This window comes from Ensifer sp. 2TAB8, assembly GCF_052115125.1.
Lineage (GTDB): Bacteria > Pseudomonadota > Alphaproteobacteria > Rhizobiales > Rhizobiaceae > Ensifer.
Window position 1 is genome coordinate 266,714 of the sequence record NZ_JBFRGB010000006.1, and the last position, 13,978, is coordinate 280,691.

Consider the following 13,978-nt stretch of genomic DNA (forward strand, 5'->3'; position numbering starts at 1 on the left):
CTATATGAACGCCACTTCGGCCGAGTTCAAGAACCGTGAGCGGACGCGCGCGACGACTTGACGCTACACCCCGATTTGTCGATACCGAAAGGGAATGGGGAATAAGAAGTCCAATGAACGACGTGATCGAACCGGTTTCCGCAACGCTTGCCGAGCGGGCGAAGCTTGTACTCGGTAAACGCAATCTCGTGTTCATCGGCCTCATGGGTGCCGGAAAGTCGGCGATCGGAAGATTGACGGCCCAGGCGCTCGGCATTCCCTTCGTCGATTCCGACCATGAGATCGAGCGTGTCTCTCGCATGACGATCACGGATCTCTTCGCCCGCTACGGCGAGGAGGAGTTCCGGGCACTCGAAACGCGGGTCTTGAAGCGCCTGCTGCGCAGCGGGCCGCGCGTGGTCTCGACCGGCGGCGGTGCCTATATCAACGAGCGTTCGCGCCGACAGATCAAGAAGGGCGGTCTGACGGTCTGGCTCAACGCCGAGCTCGACGTGCTTTGGGAGCGGGTCAACAAGCGCGATACCCGGCCGCTCCTGAAGACGGAAAATCCCAAGCAGACGCTCGAAAACCTGATGAATGCGCGCTACCCGATCTATTCGGAAGCGGATCTGACCGTGCTGTCGCGTGATGTGAAGAAAGAGACGATGGTGGAAGAAGTTCTCGCCGCCGTCATCGAATACCAGGACAAGAAGAACCATGAATAGCCATGCGCTGCCCGCTGCCGAACGCAAGGTCCGCGTCGATCTCGGCGATCGTTCCTATGACATCCTGATCGGCCCCGGGCTGATTGCCGCCGCCGGCCAGGAGATCGCCGCCCGCCTCAAGGGGCGCAAGATGGCCGTGATCACCGACGAGAACGTGGCGCCGCGCTACCTCGAGGCGCTGATGGCGAGCCTGAAGGAGCGTGACATCGATGCGGTGTCGCTCGTACTGCCCGCCGGTGAGAAGACCAAGAGCTTCGAGCACCTGATCCCGGTTTGCGAGACCGTGCTCGGCGCCCGGATCGAGCGCAACGATGCGGTGATCGCCCTTGGCGGCGGCGTCATCGGCGATCTCACCGGTTTCGCGGCCGGCATCGTGCGGCGCGGTTCACGCTTCATCCAGATCCCGACCTCACTCCTTGCGCAAGTCGATTCCTCCGTCGGCGGCAAGACCGGCATCAATTCCCCGCACGGCAAGAACCTGATCGGCGTCTTCCACCAGCCGGATCTCGTCCTCGCCGACACGGACGTGCTCGACACGCTGAGCCAGCGCGAGTTCCGCGCCGGTTATGCGGAAGTCGCTAAATACGGTCTGATCGACAAGCCGGAGTTCTTCTCCTGGCTCGAGAAGAACTGGCAGGCGGTCTTTGCCGGCGGGGCTGCCCGCATCGAGGCGATCGCGGTCAGCTGCCAGGCAAAGGCAGACGTAGTGGCGGCGGACGAGCGCGAGAACGGTTTGCGGGCGCTGCTCAATCTCGGCCACACCTTCGGCCACGCGCTGGAGGCGGCGACCGAATACGACAGCACTCGCCTGGTGCATGGCGAGGGCGTTTCAATCGGCATGGTGCTGGCGCACCAGTTCTCGGCGCGCATGAACCTTGCAAGCCCCGACGACGCTGCGCGCGTCGAGGCGCATCTGAAGACCGTGGGTCTGCCGACACGGATGTCGGAAATCCCGGGCGCATTGCCGCCGGCCGAAAGGCTGATGGATGCGATCGCCCAGGACAAGAAGGTCAAGGGCGGCAAGCTCACCTTCATTCTGACCAAGGGCATCGGACAGTCCTTCGTTGCCGATGACGTTCCGGCGTCCGAGGTTCTAAGCTTCCTGAGGGAAAAACATCCGCAATGACCGGCGAAGCCTTCATTGCCTTTCTGGCTGAGCACTGGCTGTCGATCCTTTCGGTCTTCTGCCTGCTTCTGCTTTCTGCCTTCTTTTCCGGGTCGGAAACGGCGCTGACGGCCGCGTCGCGCTCGCGCATGCACACGCTGGAGAATAACGGCGAGGCGCGCGCCGGCATCGTCAACCGGCTGATCGAACGGCGCGACCGGCTCATCGGCGCGCTGTTGATCGGCAACAATCTCGTCAACATCCTCGCCTCGTCGCTGACGACCAGCCTGTTGATCGGCCTTTTCGGCAACTCCGGCGTGACGATAGCGACGCTTGTCATGACCGTGCTGCTCGTCATCTTCTCGGAAGTGCTGCCGAAGAGCTGGGCGATCGCCTCGCCTGACCGCTTCGCGATTGCGGTGGCGCCGCTCGTTCGCCTTTTCGTCGTGATCGTTGGGCCGGTTTCAAGCCTCGTCAACGGGATCGTTCGGCGCCTGCTCAACACCTTCGGTATCAACCACGCGGCCAATATGTCGATGCTCTCGGCGCATGAGGAGCTGCGTGGCGCTGTGGACCTGCTGCACCGCGAGGGTTCGGTGATCAAGGCCGACCGCGACCGGTTGGGTGGCGTGCTCGATCTCGGCGAACTCGAGATTTCCGACATCATGATCCACCGTACCAGCATGCGGGCGATTAACGCCGATGAGCCGCCGGAGATCTGCGTTCGCGACATTCTCGAAAGCCCTTTTACGCGACTGCCGCTCTGGCGCGGCTCGACCGACAACATCATCGGCGTCGTGCATTCCAAGGATTTGCTGCGAGCACTCGCGGAGCCGAACGTCGAGCCTGAGAACCTTGATATCGTCAAGATCGCCCAGAAGCCCTGGTTCGTGCCCGACACGACCAACCTCAAGGATCAGCTCAACGCGTTCCTGCGTCGCAAGCTGCATCTGGCGATCGTCGTCGACGAGTATGGTCAGGTTCAGGGGCTGGTGACGCTGGAAGACATTCTGGAGGAGATCGTCGGCGATATCGCCGACGAGCACGACCTCGATATCCAGGGTGTGCGGCAGGAGGCCGACGGTTCGATCGTCGTCGACGGCTCGGTGCCGATCCGCGACCTCAACCGGGCGCTCGACTGGTCATTGCCGGATGAAGAGGCGACGACGGTCGCCGGTCTGGTGATCCACGAGTCGAAGAGCATTCCGGAGGAGCGCCAGGCCTTCACCTTCCACGGCAAGCGCTTCATCGTGATGAAGCGGGTGAAGAACCGGATCACCAAGCTGCGCATCCGTCCGGCGGAAGACGGTGCCGCTCCTTCTGGCTGATCGGCGGCCTGACGCTACCAGCGGGTCGCTTCGCCAGGGGCGGCCGGCTCGACGGCAAGGGCGTGCAGGCCGGCATCGAGTTCCGACTTCAGCAGGTCGTTGATAGCGCGGTGACGGGCGACGCGGCTCATGCCGGTGAAGGCACTCGAAACGATGCGGACCCGCATGTGCGTTTCGCCACCGCCATCGAAACCCGGCTGGTGACCGGCATGCATGTGGCTCTCATTGATGACCGCCAGTCTCTCCGGATGAAAGGCTTCGATCAGCTTCTTTTCGATCGTTTCCGTGAGCGACATTCTTCCGTCCCAATTTGCTGTTTGCTTGACGCCCCCTCGCAGATCGCAGTACCCGGCAATCGCTGGTCTGGCGGCGCAAAATGCCCGCACAAAGCCAGCAACATTCCGCTTTGTCAATTCTTGTTGTGGCCTCGGCCAAACCCCATAATGAGCGCCATGAGACTCGATTCAAAATACTTCGATCGCATTCGAACCCGGCGCAAGGTCGAGCCGCAGGCGGAGCCGGCGGCTCCCGTCTGCCAGTGGGACGGCTGCGATCAGAAGGGTGTGCACCGGGCGCCGGTCGGTCGCAACGCCGAGGGGCAGTACTTCATGTTCTGCTTCGAGCACGTGAAGGAATACAACAAGGGCTATAACTTCTTCTCCGGCCTCTCCGACAGCGAGGTCGCCCGCTACCAGAAGGAAGCGATCACCGGGCACCGTCCGACCTGGACCGTCGGCGTCAACAAGAACGCCAAGAACGACCCGACCCAATCGCAGACCCGATCCGGTACTGCGGGAGCCCAGGCGCGCATGCGTGATCCCTTTGGCTTTGTCAGCGAGGCGCGCTCGCGCGCCGGCCGGCCGGAGCCACGCCAGCGCAAGTTGAAGACGCTCGAGGCGAAGGCCTTCGATACGCTCGGCCTTACCGCCTCGGCGACGACCGCCGACATCAAGGCTGCCTACAAGGATCTCGTCAAAAAGCATCACCCGGATGCCAATGGCGGAGACAGAGGATCGGAAGAGCGTTTTCGCGCCGTTATTCAAGCCTACCAATTGTTAAAACAGGCTGGCTTCTGCTAACAACGCGGATTATTACAGAAGCACTTTTGCAGGCGAATGCGCGGGTGCCGTCCGGCGGCCGCTCTGGAGACATGATGAGCAAGATTGACCTCGACATTTCCAACCTCCCCGATACGACTGTTTCTGTCCGGGAGGTTTTCGGCATTGATACGGATTTGCGCGTTCCTGCCTATTCGAAGGGCGACGCCTATGTACCGGACCTCGATCCGGACTACCTCTTCGACCGCGAAACGACGCTCGCCATTCTCGCAGGCTTTGCCCACAACCGACGCGTGATGGTGTCGGGCTATCACGGCACCGGCAAATCCACCCATATCGAGCAGGTCGCAGCCCGCCTCAACTGGCCGTGCGTGCGCGTCAACCTCGATAGCCACGTCAGCCGTATCGACCTCGTCGGCAAGGACGCGATCGTCGTCAAGGACGGCCTGCAGATCACCGAATTCAAGGACGGCATCCTGCCCTGGGCCTACCAGCACAATGTTGCGCTCGTCTTCGACGAATACGACGCCGGCCGTCCGGACGTGATGTTCGTCATTCAGCGCGTTCTGGAGTCCTCCGGCCGCCTGACGCTGCTCGACCAGAGCCGCGTCATCCGTCCGCACCCGGCCTTCCGCTTGTTTGCGACCGCCAACACCGTCGGCCTCGGCGACACGACCGGCCTCTATCACGGCACGCAGCAGATCAACCAGGCACAGATGGACCGCTGGTCGATCGTCACGACGCTCAACTACCTGCCGCATGACAAGGAAGTCGACATCGTCGCCGCCAAGGTCAAGGGCTTCACCGCCGACAAGGGCCGCGAAACGGTTTCCAAGATGGTGCGTGTCGCTGATCTCACGCGCGCCGCCTTCATCAATGGCGATCTGTCGACCGTCATGAGCCCACGTACGGTCATCACCTGGGCCGAGAACGCCCATATCTTCGGCGATATCGCCTTCGCCTTCCGCGTGACCTTCCTCAACAAGTGCGACGAGCTGGAACGGGCGCTGGTCGCCGAGCATTACCAGCGCGCCTTCGGCATCGAGCTGAAGGAAAGCGCTGCCAACATCGTGCTCGAAGCTACCGCCTGATCCCATTGTCCGTCTTCCTCTTAAGGGGAGGGCGGGCCATGACGCTGTGGCAAACTCGATGACGCTCTGCCTGGGCGTCATCGCCTCTGGCTGAAGAAGGAACTGTCGTGAGCTCGAACTCGAAGGCAAAGCCAACCACGCGCGAGAATGCTGCGGAACCGTTCAAGCGGGCGCTTTCCGGCTGCATCCGATCGATCGCGGGCGATGCCGAAGTGGAAGTCGCCTTCGCCAATGAGCGGCCGGGCATGACCGGCGAGCGCATCCGCCTGCCGGAGATTTCGAAGCGGCCGACGCTGCAGGAACTTGCCGTCACGCGCGGCCTCGGCGACAGCATGGCGCTGCGCAAGGCCTGCCACGACGCGCGCATCCACGCGACGATGTCGCCGCAAGGGGCGGATGCCCGCGCGATCTTCGACGCGGTGGAACAGGCGCGTGTCGAAGCGATCGGTTCGCTGCGCATGGCGGGTGTCGCCAAGAACCTGAACGTCATGCTCGAGGAGAAATACGCCAAGGCGAATTTCGCAACGATCGAGCGCCAGGCGGACGCACCGCTCGGCGAAGCCGTGGCGCTTCTGGTGCGTGAGAAGCTCACCGGCGAGAAGCCGCCCGCTTCGGCCGGCAAGGTGCTCGACCTCTGGCGCGAGTTCATCGAGGACAAGGCCGCCGGCGACATCAAGAACCTGTCGTCGACGATCAACGACCAGCAGGCCTTTGCCCGCGTCGTGCGCGACATACTGACGTCGATGGACGTCGCCGAGAAGTATGGCGACGACGACATCGAGCCGGACGAGCAGGAAAGCGAGACTGACGAAGACCAGCCGCGCAGCCAGGAGCAGGACGAGAACGCCAGCGACGAGGAAGCCGGCGACGATGCCGCCCCCGCCGATGAAAACCAGGCTGCCGAAGAGCAGATGGAAGAAGGCGAGATGGACGGCGCGGAGATCTCCGACGACGATCTCCAGGACGAAGGCGACGAGGACAGCGAGACGCCGGGCGAGGTCAAGCGCCCGAACCAGCCCTTTGCCGACTTCAACGAGAAGGTCGACTACGCCGTCTTCACCCGTGAGTTCGATGAAACGACTGCTTCGGAAGAGCTTTGCGACGAAGCCGAGCTCGACCGGCTGCGCGCCTTCCTCGACAAGCAGCTTGCCCATCTCCAGGGCGCGGTGGGGCGCCTCGCCAACCGCCTGCAGCGCCGGCTGATGGCGCAGCAGAACCGTTCGTGGGAGTTCGATCTCGAAGAGGGCTATCTCGATACGGCGCGCCTGCAGCGCATCATCATCGACCCGATGCAACCGCTTTCCTTCAAGCGCGAGAAAGACACCAACTTCCGCGACACGGTGGTGACGCTGCTGATCGACAATTCCGGCTCGATGCGCGGTCGTCCGATTACGGTTGCCGCCACCTGTGCCGACATCCTGGCGCGCACGCTCGAGCGTTGCGGCGTCAAGGTGGAGATTCTAGGCTTTACCACCAAGGCGTGGAAGGGCGGACAGTCGCGCGAGAAGTGGCTCGCCGGCGGCAAGCCGCAGGCGCCGGGCCGCCTCAACGATCTGCGTCATATCATCTACAAGTCCGCCGACGCGCCGTGGCGCCGGGCGCGCCGGAACCTCGGCCTGATGATGCGCGAGGGCCTGCTCAAGGAAAACATCGACGGCGAGGCGCTGATGTGGGCGCATGAGCGGCTGATGGCCCGCCGCGAGCAGCGCCGCATCCTGATGATGATCTCAGACGGTGCGCCGGTCGACGACTCGACGCTTTCGGTGAACCCCGGAAACTATCTGGAGCGGCATCTGCGTGCGGTGATCGAACAGATCGAAACCCGCTCGCCGGTGGAGCTCCTGGCGATCGGTATCGGCCACGACGTGACGCGCTACTATCGCCGTGCCGTGACCATCGTCGATGCCGACGAACTTGCCGGTGCCATGACCGAACAGCTGGCCGCACTCTTCGAGGATGAAAGCCAGCGCCGCGGTTCTTCGCGTCTGCGTCGCGCCGGATAATCCATTCCGTTCGGAGGTGGCATTTGCCGCTTTCGAACGCCGGTCGGCGTCAGCACGTTCCTGCCTTGGGCCGAAGTCAATTTACGGACAAAGTTTTACAGTCTACCAAGCGGCAAGCGATGATCTCGGTGCGCCGTGGCGGGTGCCTTTCGCGGTCGTGTTCCGTTTCATTCCCATGCTTTTCCTTGAAGGTACCTCTCCCCATGCTTGGCCGCGGACTTCTAGCCCTCCTGCTCCTGGCGTCGACCGGCTCGGCATGGGCCGCCTCGAACAGCGAGACCCTGCCGATCCGCAGCCGCCAGATCAGCAGTTTCGCAGTCGGATCGAGCGCCACCCGGTTCGGTGCGCTGGAGTTTGTCGGCGGACTGGAAATGACCTCGCCAAACGCGCTGTTCGGCGCCATGTCGGCGATCCGTTTTCGGCCGGATGGAGCATCGTTCATCGCGATCATGGACACCGGCCATTGGCTTGAGGGCGCTGTGATCCGCGATGCGGACGGCCGGCTGTCCGGTCTGACGGATCTTGTTGCCACGCCGATGGCCGACCGCAGCGGCGACGTCGGTCTGGCGAAGTGGAAGGTGGATTCGGAAGGACTGGCGCTGCGGGCAGGCCAGGTGGTCGTCAGCTACGAGCAGGCGCACCGCATCGATATTTACCCGGACCCGGGCTTTGCGACATCGACGCCGATCGGGAGCCTGCCGTTGCCGTTTCCGATCAAGGAACTGCGCAACAACGGCGGCATCGAAACCATCGCGGTCGCGCCAAAGGAAAGCCCCTTGGCCGGTGCTACGATCGCGGTCGCGGAGCGCAGCGTCGACAAGGCTGGCAATCTGCTGGCAGGCATTCTCGACGGGCCGCAGCGTGGCGCCTTTGCCGTCGTGCGCAGGGATCCCTATGCGGTGACCGACGGCGCATTCCTGCCGAACGGCGACCTGCTGCTCCTGGAGCGGCGCTTCTCGTTCGGTTCTGGCCTCGGCATGCAGATCCGGCGCATCGCCGGCGACACGATCAAGCCCGGCGCCGTGGTCGATGGCGAAGTCATCGTCGAGGCCGACATGCGCCACCAGATCGACAATATGGAAGGGCTCGACGTCGTCGTGCAGCCGGACGGCGAAGTTCGGATCATCGTCGTTTCGGACGACAACCATTCGATCCTGGAGCGCAACCTGATGCTGGAGTTCCGGCTCACGACCGCGCTGACGCAGTAAGCAATCCCTGTTTCGCCTAAGGGCCGAGCGACCCAACTCCTGAAACGAAAAGAGCCGATGATCGCCGTCGTTCGACCGCGATCATCGGCTCGATTTTTTCAGGCCTTGCTTAGGCGGATGCCTTGGCCTCTGCTGCCGGCATCGGCTTGACCACGCTCATCAGCGCGCCATAGGGCAGGAGCATGACGAGGCCGCAGAGAATCTTGACGCTCAAGTCGCCGATCGCCCAGGAAATCCAGCGCGGCGCTTCGGCCGAGAGTACGCCGAGGAGCGGTGCGGTTTCCAGCGCGAAGCTGTCGTTCGGCCCGAAGAACACGAAGAACGGCGCAAAGGCGAAGGAGAAGAACATCGCAGTATCGAGCGCCGAGCCGATCAGTGAGCCGGCCAGGGGCGCATGCCACCAGCTCTGGCGGCGCAGGCGGTTGAACACGGAGATGTCCAGGAGCTGGCCGAACAGGAAGGCGGAGCCCGAAGCAATCGCGATGCGCGGCGTGGCGGCGACGAAGGAGAGCAGGATGGCGACGATGAAGCCTGCGACCACCACACGGCGCGCGATGCGCGGTCCGAACTGGCGGTTGGTGAGGTCGGTCACCAGGAAGGCGAAGGGATAGCTGAAGGCGCCCCAGGTGAGAAGATCGCCAAGTTGCATGCCGGCAAGCGATCCCGGCAGCGGAAACTGAACGAGGATATTCGAGGCGACGACCACAAGGGTCATCAGCGCGACATAGACGAAGAACGTACGGTTGATCAGCATTTTTTTATCCTGGGGTATGCCACCAGCTAGAGGGATGAAAGCAGGGTAGTGCACCCGGCCGATGAAGGCAAAAGCGCGCGTCGGTTAAGAAACGCGCGCACGAGAAAAAGGCTTGCCGGATGAACCCGCAAGCCTTTTAAACGCGTGTCAAAGACGATGCGCTGGCGCCGATCAGGCGGCTTCAGCAACCTTCTTGACGATCTGGCGACGCAGCAGGCGAGCGCGCATGCTGAGCTCGTTCTCGTCCGACTTCAGAAGGAAGGCGTCGAGGCCGCCACGGTGTTCAACCGAGCGGAGAGCAGCTGCGGAAACGCGCAGGCGGTAGCGCTGGCCGAGAGCATCGGAAATCAGCGTGACGTTGCACAGGTTCGGCAGGAACCGGCGCTTGGTCTTGTTGTTGGCGTGGCTTACATTGTTGCCCGACTGGACGCCCTTGCCGGTCAATTCGCAACTACGGGACATGGTACACCTATTCTCTTTATCGCCGCCGGACAATGCGGTAGCGGGCCCAGAGCCCAGGCCGCGTTCCTAGGCCATTATTGGAAAGTCGCGGTTCTATAGTCAGAGACGGCCCGCCCGTCAAGCCAAACCTCTTGCATTCTCGGAAAACCGCGGTTTTTCCCGGCCGTTCTTCAGATGTGAGGCGGAGTTGGCGCAAGAATAATGCCTCGCCGGACCCATTCCAAGCGCTTTTGCTATGCGCTATTTCTTGCGCGAGGACGTGCGGCGGCGGAGAGGCCAGCCCGGCGACCGGCGGCAGCGAACCGGGCGTAGAAAAGCCGCAAAGAGCCTGCATTTCAGGGTATTGCGGCGAAATTCAAGCGATGGATTTTTGAAGGCATGAAGTTGCGAAATGGCTTTCGCGTGGCAGCCCTGCTGTCAGCGGTCTCGTTTTCCACAGCATCGTCGGCCGCGGATGTAGAACATCAGACGGATTACAGTATCTCGCTCGCCGGTCTACCGGTTGCGCGCGCCTCCTTCCATACCGAGCTTCAGAAGAATCGCTACACGATCTCGGGAACGCTGAAGTCCGCAGGGCTGCTCGATATCCTCAGCCGCACCTCGGGCCAGACTCGGGTCTCGGGCGTTGTCGACAAGGATCACCTGCGGGCGTCGCAGTATTCGATGTCCTATCGCAGCGGCTCCAAGGGGCGGACGATCAGCGTCACCTATCGCAACGGCAACGTTGTGCATGCAAGCATGACGCCAAAGCGTACGCCCTTGCCGAAGAACTGGGTGCCCGTCACGTCGCGCGACATGCGCAATGTGCTCGATCCGCTCTCCGGTCTCATCATTCCCGCCGACGCGCGTGTCTGCCCCAACACCTTGCCAATCTTCGACGGCGAGTCGCGGCTCGATATCAAGCTTTCGCCGAAGGGGACCAAGCCTTTCAAGACCAAGGGCTTTGAGGGGGAGGTGATTGTCTGCGGCATCCGCTTCGTTCCGAAGGCCGGCTACAAGAAGGGCCGCGAGGATGTCGAGTATCTGCGTCGTCTGCAGACGATGGAGATCTGGTTTGCCAAGGCGCAAGCCGTAAACGTCTATGCCCCCGTCTATGTCCGCATCCCCACCAAGCTTGGGCCGGTCACGGTCTCGGCGACACGATTTGGTGGTTGACGCGTGGCTGCGCTCAACTAAAAGGTTAAATACCGCGAAGCACGGTGATTTTTATCGGCGCAGGTTTCCGTTCAGAGGAATCGCGCCAGGGGACGACTATGAATTTCAAGGCAACTCTGATCGGTTTTTCCGCTATCCTGATGTGGTCGCTGCTGGCTCTGTTCACGGCGGCCTCCGGCAAGATGCCGCCATTCCAGCTTTCGGCGATCTGCTTCCTGATCGGCAGTCTGCCTGGCCTGATCGTGCTGGCGATGCGGCCAGAGCGCCTGGCGCTGCTCAAGCAGCCCGCCAGGGTCTGGATCACGGGTATTGCCGGTTTGTTCGGCTATCACTTTCTCTACTTCACGGCGCTTCGTAACGCGCCGGCGGTGGAGGCCGGGCTGATCGCCTATCTCTGGCCACTGCTGATCGTCGTCGGCTCGGCGCTGCTGCCGGGCGAGCGACTACGCTGGTATCATCTCGCCGGCGCACTCGCTGGCCTCCTGGGCACGATCCTGATCGTGGCGCGCAATGGCGTTGCCTTCGACGATGCCTATCTGCTTGGCTACGGCGCCGCCTTCCTCTGCGCTTTCACCTGGTCCGGCTATTCGCTCATCACCCGCCGCTTCGACGCGGTCTCGACGGATGTCGTGACAGGATTTTGCCTCGCCACCTCGATCCTGTCCTTCGTCTGCCACCTGGCGCTCGAAACGACGGTCTGGCCGGGGACGACCTTCGAATGGCTGGCGGTCGTCGGCCTCGGCCTGCTTCCGGTCGGTGCGGCCTTCTATGCCTGGGATTTCGGGGTGAAAAACGGCAACATCCAGCTTCTGGGCGTCGCCAGCTATGCGGCGCCCGTGCTCTCGACGCTGATCCTGATCCTGTTCGGTTTTGCCGAGCCGTCCTGGCGCATCGGGCTCGCCTGTCTGTTCGTCACCGGCGGCGCCCTACTGGCGGCCAAGGATATGATCTTCCGCAAGCGTGCGGCGGCGGCGCAGCCGGCGGAGTAGAGCTGGAGCGCACCGCGCACTTTGAGCGGCCAGTTCCAGGGGCTGCTATCGCTTGGGCGGCTGCCAGTCGGGGGCCGCCATTTCGAAAGCGGCGAAATCGAATGCCGGCGCGACGGTGCAGCCGACGAGAGTCCAATCGCCGAGCGAAGCCGCAGACTGCCACCAGTTGGCCGGGACGACGCCTTGCGGGCGTTCGCCCGATCGGATGTCGGTGCCAAGCCGCAGTGTTTCGGCCGGCTTCCCATCCTCGGCGATGCTAAGCTCGAGCGGCGCGCCGGCGTGGTAGTGCCAGATTTCGACGGCGTCGCGAACACGATGCCAGTGCGAGCGTTCGCCATGTTCCAGCAGATAGTAGATCGCGGTCGAGTGTCCGCGCGGGCCGCCGTCCGTGTCGCGGAAGGTCTCGATGTACCAGCCCCCCTCCGGATGGCGCGCCAGGGCGAGCGCCGAGATGATCTCTGCCACTGTGTGCGCTTCAGCCACTAGAAGTTATCCTTGCGCTTGCGGATTTCGGCAAAGACCGCGGCATCGTCGGCGTTCTGCATGCCGAGATGGGCGCGGATGCCGGGGTCGGCGGCGCGCAGGAACGGGTTCGTGCGCTTTTCGAGACCGATCGTCGTTGGCGCGGTGAAGCCGCCATCGCAACGCGTCTCCTCGATTTCGGCGGCGCGCGCCTTGAGTTCGGCATTCTCAGGGTCGACCGTGACGGCGAAGCGGGCATTGGAGAGCGTGTACTCGTGGCCGAAATAGACCGTCGTGTCGTCTGGCAGCGCCATCAGTCGGCTGAGGGACTGCCACATGGTCGCCGGTGTTCCCTCGAACAGGCGGCCGCAACCGAGTGCAAACAAGGTATCGGCGGCAAAGAGCAGCTTATCCTCCGGGAAGTGGAAGCAGATATGGCCGGCCGTGTGGCCCGGCGTCTCGACCACTTCGACGGAACGGCCGGCAAAGTCGAAGCGCTCGCCATGGCGTACGGTCTTGTCGAGGCCAGGAATCTTTGCGGCTTCACCGAAGGGACCGACGATCGTGACGCCGAAGCGTTCCTTCAGGGCGTCGTTGGCCGCGACGTGGTCGCCATGGTGATGGGTCGTCAGGATATGGGTGAGCTTCCAGCCACGCCGCTCCAGCGCTTCCAGGATGGGCGCTTCCTCCGGCGCGTCGATCGAGGCGGTCAGGCCGCTTTCGGGGTCGTGGATCAGCACGCCGAAATTGTCGGTGCGGCAGAGGAAAAGGTCGAGTTCGAGCGCGGCCATGGCTGGTCCTCCGGTCAGAAGAGGGGAATGCTGCCGAATGTAGCGAGCCTTGCCTTGAAGTCTACCGCTTCGAAGCTAACATGTTGCGAATGCATACCGATATTGTCGACCTTCGCGAATTCTATCACTCCGAGCTTGGCCGGATGGCGGAGCAATCCGTCACCATGGCGCTTTCGTCCGTCTGGGCGCGCCTGCCGGACGAGCGGTTGGTCGGGCTCGGCTATGCCGTTCCCTATCTCGAACGGTTCCGCAAGGACACGGAGCGCACCTTCGCCTTCATGCCGGCGGGGCAGGGGGCCGTGAACTGGCCGGTCGCCGAGTTGTCCTCGACGGCGCTGGTGTTCGATGAGGAATTGCCGCTGCCTGACGCCTCGATCGACCGGGTGCTGATGGTGCATTCGCTGGAATTCGCCGAAAGCCCGCGAGAAACCATGAAGGAGATCTGGCGGGTGCTGGCGCCGGGCGGGCGCCTTATCATCGTCGTGCCCAATCGCCGCGGCGTCTGGGCGCGCATGGAGCATACGCCCTTCGGCTCCGGTCGCCCCTATTCGCGCGGGCAGCTGACGGCGCTCTTGCGCGAGACCAACTTTACCCCTGGCGCCACGGCGGATGCGCTGTTCTTCCCGCCGTCGAAGCTCAGGGCGATCCTGCGGCTGCGTCGGGGCTTCGAGCGGCTTGGCCGCTGGCTCTGGCCGGTCTTTTCCGGTGTCATCGTCGTCGAGGCGCAGAAGCGGCTTTACCAGGGGCTGCCGGTTGCAGCGCGCGCATCGCGCCGCGTCTTCGTGCCGGTGCTGGCGCCGCACGGTGTGCCGAGCACGCGCGAGCGGCCACACCCCACGCGCTAAGCTGCGCGGGAACCGCCGCGGAC

Annotated in this window: 15 protein-coding genes; 10 read left to right on the forward strand and 5 right to left on the reverse strand. The window is 63.2% G+C overall.

The window, feature by feature from the left end:
* Nucleotides 1-113 precede the first annotated feature (113 nt).
* The 3 genes from AB4Z53_RS13585 to AB4Z53_RS13595 are packed head-to-tail and all read left to right on the forward strand — an operon-like array spanning nucleotide 114 to nucleotide 3,137.
* The gene (locus AB4Z53_RS13585) at nucleotides 114-704 is read left to right on the forward strand and encodes a shikimate kinase (protein WP_113538698.1); all 591 of its coding nucleotides are present in this window, start codon (nucleotides 114-116) and stop codon (nucleotides 702-704) included.
* On the forward strand, nucleotides 697-1,830 hold the full coding sequence (gene aroB, locus AB4Z53_RS13590; RefSeq protein WP_441596309.1) for a 3-dehydroquinate synthase: 1,134 nt from the start codon (nucleotides 697-699) through the stop codon (nucleotides 1,828-1,830). Before AB4Z53_RS13585 ends, aroB begins: the two co-directional genes overlap by 8 nt.
* On the forward strand, nucleotides 1,827-3,137 hold the full coding sequence (locus tag AB4Z53_RS13595) for an HlyC/CorC family transporter (RefSeq protein ID WP_441596310.1): 1,311 nt from the start codon (nucleotides 1,827-1,829) through the stop codon (nucleotides 3,135-3,137). The genes aroB and AB4Z53_RS13595 overlap by 4 nt, the downstream gene beginning before the upstream one ends.
* A 14-nt stretch (nucleotides 3,138-3,151) precedes the next feature.
* Here AB4Z53_RS13595 and AB4Z53_RS13600 read toward each other — a convergent pair whose 3' ends face one another.
* Entirely contained in the window at nucleotides 3,152-3,433 is a 282-nt protein-coding gene (locus tag AB4Z53_RS13600) for a BolA family protein (protein WP_113538701.1), read from the reverse strand.
* A 147-nt stretch (nucleotides 3,434-3,580) separates the two neighbouring features.
* Here AB4Z53_RS13600 and AB4Z53_RS13605 point away from each other — a divergent pair, with 147 nt between their 5' ends.
* From AB4Z53_RS13605 to AB4Z53_RS13620, 4 genes are all read left to right on the forward strand, one after another.
* Nucleotides 3,581-4,216 (forward strand): DnaJ domain-containing protein, encoded by a 636-nt coding sequence (locus AB4Z53_RS13605; RefSeq protein WP_441596311.1) that lies wholly within the window; start codon nucleotides 3,581-3,583, stop codon nucleotides 4,214-4,216.
* A 74-nt stretch (nucleotides 4,217-4,290) separates the two neighbouring features.
* Nucleotides 4,291-5,286: a cobaltochelatase subunit CobS gene (gene cobS, locus AB4Z53_RS13610; RefSeq protein ID WP_113538703.1), complete on the forward strand. Its 996-nt coding sequence runs from the start codon at nucleotides 4,291-4,293 to the stop codon at nucleotides 5,284-5,286.
* Nucleotides 5,287-5,393: 107 nt separating this feature from the next.
* Complete coding sequence (gene cobT, locus AB4Z53_RS13615) at nucleotides 5,394-7,289, forward strand: cobaltochelatase subunit CobT (RefSeq protein ID WP_291152813.1); 1,896 nt, start codon at nucleotides 5,394-5,396, stop codon at nucleotides 7,287-7,289.
* A gap of 203 nt (nucleotides 7,290-7,492) precedes the next feature.
* Entirely contained in the window at nucleotides 7,493-8,497 is a 1,005-nt protein-coding gene (locus AB4Z53_RS13620; RefSeq protein ID WP_441596312.1) for an esterase-like activity of phytase family protein, read from the forward strand.
* A gap of 109 nt (nucleotides 8,498-8,606) precedes the next feature.
* Here the strand turns inward: AB4Z53_RS13620 and AB4Z53_RS13625 are convergent, their stop codons facing one another.
* Together AB4Z53_RS13625 and rpmB are read right to left on the reverse strand one after the other, a co-directional pair.
* Complete coding sequence (locus AB4Z53_RS13625; RefSeq protein ID WP_113538706.1) at nucleotides 8,607-9,251, reverse strand: queuosine precursor transporter; 645 nt, start codon at nucleotides 9,249-9,251, stop codon at nucleotides 8,607-8,609.
* Between the two features lie 171 nt (nucleotides 9,252-9,422).
* Entirely contained in the window at nucleotides 9,423-9,713 is a 291-nt protein-coding gene (gene rpmB / locus AB4Z53_RS13630) for a 50S ribosomal protein L28 (protein WP_034806568.1), read from the reverse strand.
* A gap of 378 nt (nucleotides 9,714-10,091) precedes the next feature.
* On the opposite strand from rpmB, the gene AB4Z53_RS13635 reads away from it, so the two are divergent.
* Nucleotides 10,092-10,868, forward strand: coding sequence for a DUF3108 domain-containing protein (locus AB4Z53_RS13635; RefSeq protein ID WP_113538707.1), 777 nt, complete (start codon nucleotides 10,092-10,094; stop codon nucleotides 10,866-10,868).
* Nucleotides 10,869-10,966: 98 nt separating this feature from the next.
* The gene (gene yddG, locus AB4Z53_RS13640) at nucleotides 10,967-11,857 is read left to right on the forward strand and encodes an aromatic amino acid exporter YddG (RefSeq protein WP_113538708.1); all 891 of its coding nucleotides are present in this window, start codon (nucleotides 10,967-10,969) and stop codon (nucleotides 11,855-11,857) included.
* 45 nt (nucleotides 11,858-11,902) lie between these two features.
* Here the strand turns inward: yddG and AB4Z53_RS13645 are convergent, their stop codons facing one another.
* Together AB4Z53_RS13645 and gloB are read right to left on the reverse strand one after the other, a co-directional pair.
* Nucleotides 11,903-12,340: a cupin domain-containing protein gene (locus tag AB4Z53_RS13645; RefSeq protein WP_441596313.1), complete on the reverse strand. Its 438-nt coding sequence runs from the start codon at nucleotides 12,338-12,340 to the stop codon at nucleotides 11,903-11,905.
* On the reverse strand, nucleotides 12,340-13,110 hold the full coding sequence (gloB, locus tag AB4Z53_RS13650) for a hydroxyacylglutathione hydrolase (RefSeq protein WP_441596314.1): 771 nt from the start codon (nucleotides 13,108-13,110) through the stop codon (nucleotides 12,340-12,342). The genes AB4Z53_RS13645 and gloB overlap by 1 nt, the downstream gene beginning before the upstream one ends.
* Before the next feature lie 80 nt (nucleotides 13,111-13,190).
* Here gloB and AB4Z53_RS13655 point away from each other — a divergent pair, with 80 nt between their 5' ends.
* Entirely contained in the window at nucleotides 13,191-13,955 is a 765-nt protein-coding gene (locus tag AB4Z53_RS13655) for a class I SAM-dependent methyltransferase (RefSeq protein WP_223725394.1), read from the forward strand.
* The last annotated feature ends 23 nt before the right edge of the window (nucleotides 13,956-13,978 follow it).

Bases quoted from the DNA above. Each gene is read 5' to 3' on its own strand.
- AB4Z53_RS13585 (WP_113538698.1), top strand. From the start codon at position 114: ATGAACGACGTGATCGAACCGGTTTCCGCAACGCTTGCCGAGCGGGCG.
- aroB (WP_441596309.1), top strand. From the start codon at position 697: ATGAATAGCCATGCGCTGCCCGCTGCCGAACGCAAGGTCCGCGTCGAT.
- AB4Z53_RS13595 (WP_441596310.1), top strand. From the start codon at position 1,827: ATGACCGGCGAAGCCTTCATTGCCTTTCTGGCTGAGCACTGGCTGTCG.
- AB4Z53_RS13600 (WP_113538701.1), bottom strand. From the start codon at position 3,433: ATGTCGCTCACGGAAACGATCGAAAAGAAGCTGATCGAAGCCTTTCAT.
- AB4Z53_RS13605 (WP_441596311.1), top strand. From the start codon at position 3,581: ATGAGCGCCATGAGACTCGATTCAAAATACTTCGATCGCATTCGAACC.
- cobS (WP_113538703.1), top strand. From the start codon at position 4,291: ATGAGCAAGATTGACCTCGACATTTCCAACCTCCCCGATACGACTGTT.
- AB4Z53_RS13620 (WP_441596312.1), top strand. From the start codon at position 7,493: ATGCTTGGCCGCGGACTTCTAGCCCTCCTGCTCCTGGCGTCGACCGGC.
- AB4Z53_RS13625 (WP_113538706.1), bottom strand. From the start codon at position 9,251: ATGCTGATCAACCGTACGTTCTTCGTCTATGTCGCGCTGATGACCCTT.
- rpmB (WP_034806568.1), bottom strand. From the start codon at position 9,713: ATGTCCCGTAGTTGCGAATTGACCGGCAAGGGCGTCCAGTCGGGCAAC.
- AB4Z53_RS13635 (WP_113538707.1), top strand. From the start codon at position 10,092: ATGAAGTTGCGAAATGGCTTTCGCGTGGCAGCCCTGCTGTCAGCGGTC.
- yddG (WP_113538708.1), top strand. From the start codon at position 10,967: ATGAATTTCAAGGCAACTCTGATCGGTTTTTCCGCTATCCTGATGTGG.
- gloB (WP_441596314.1), bottom strand. From the start codon at position 13,110: ATGGCCGCGCTCGAACTCGACCTTTTCCTCTGCCGCACCGACAATTTC.
- AB4Z53_RS13655 (WP_223725394.1), top strand. From the start codon at position 13,191: ATGTTGCGAATGCATACCGATATTGTCGACCTTCGCGAATTCTATCAC.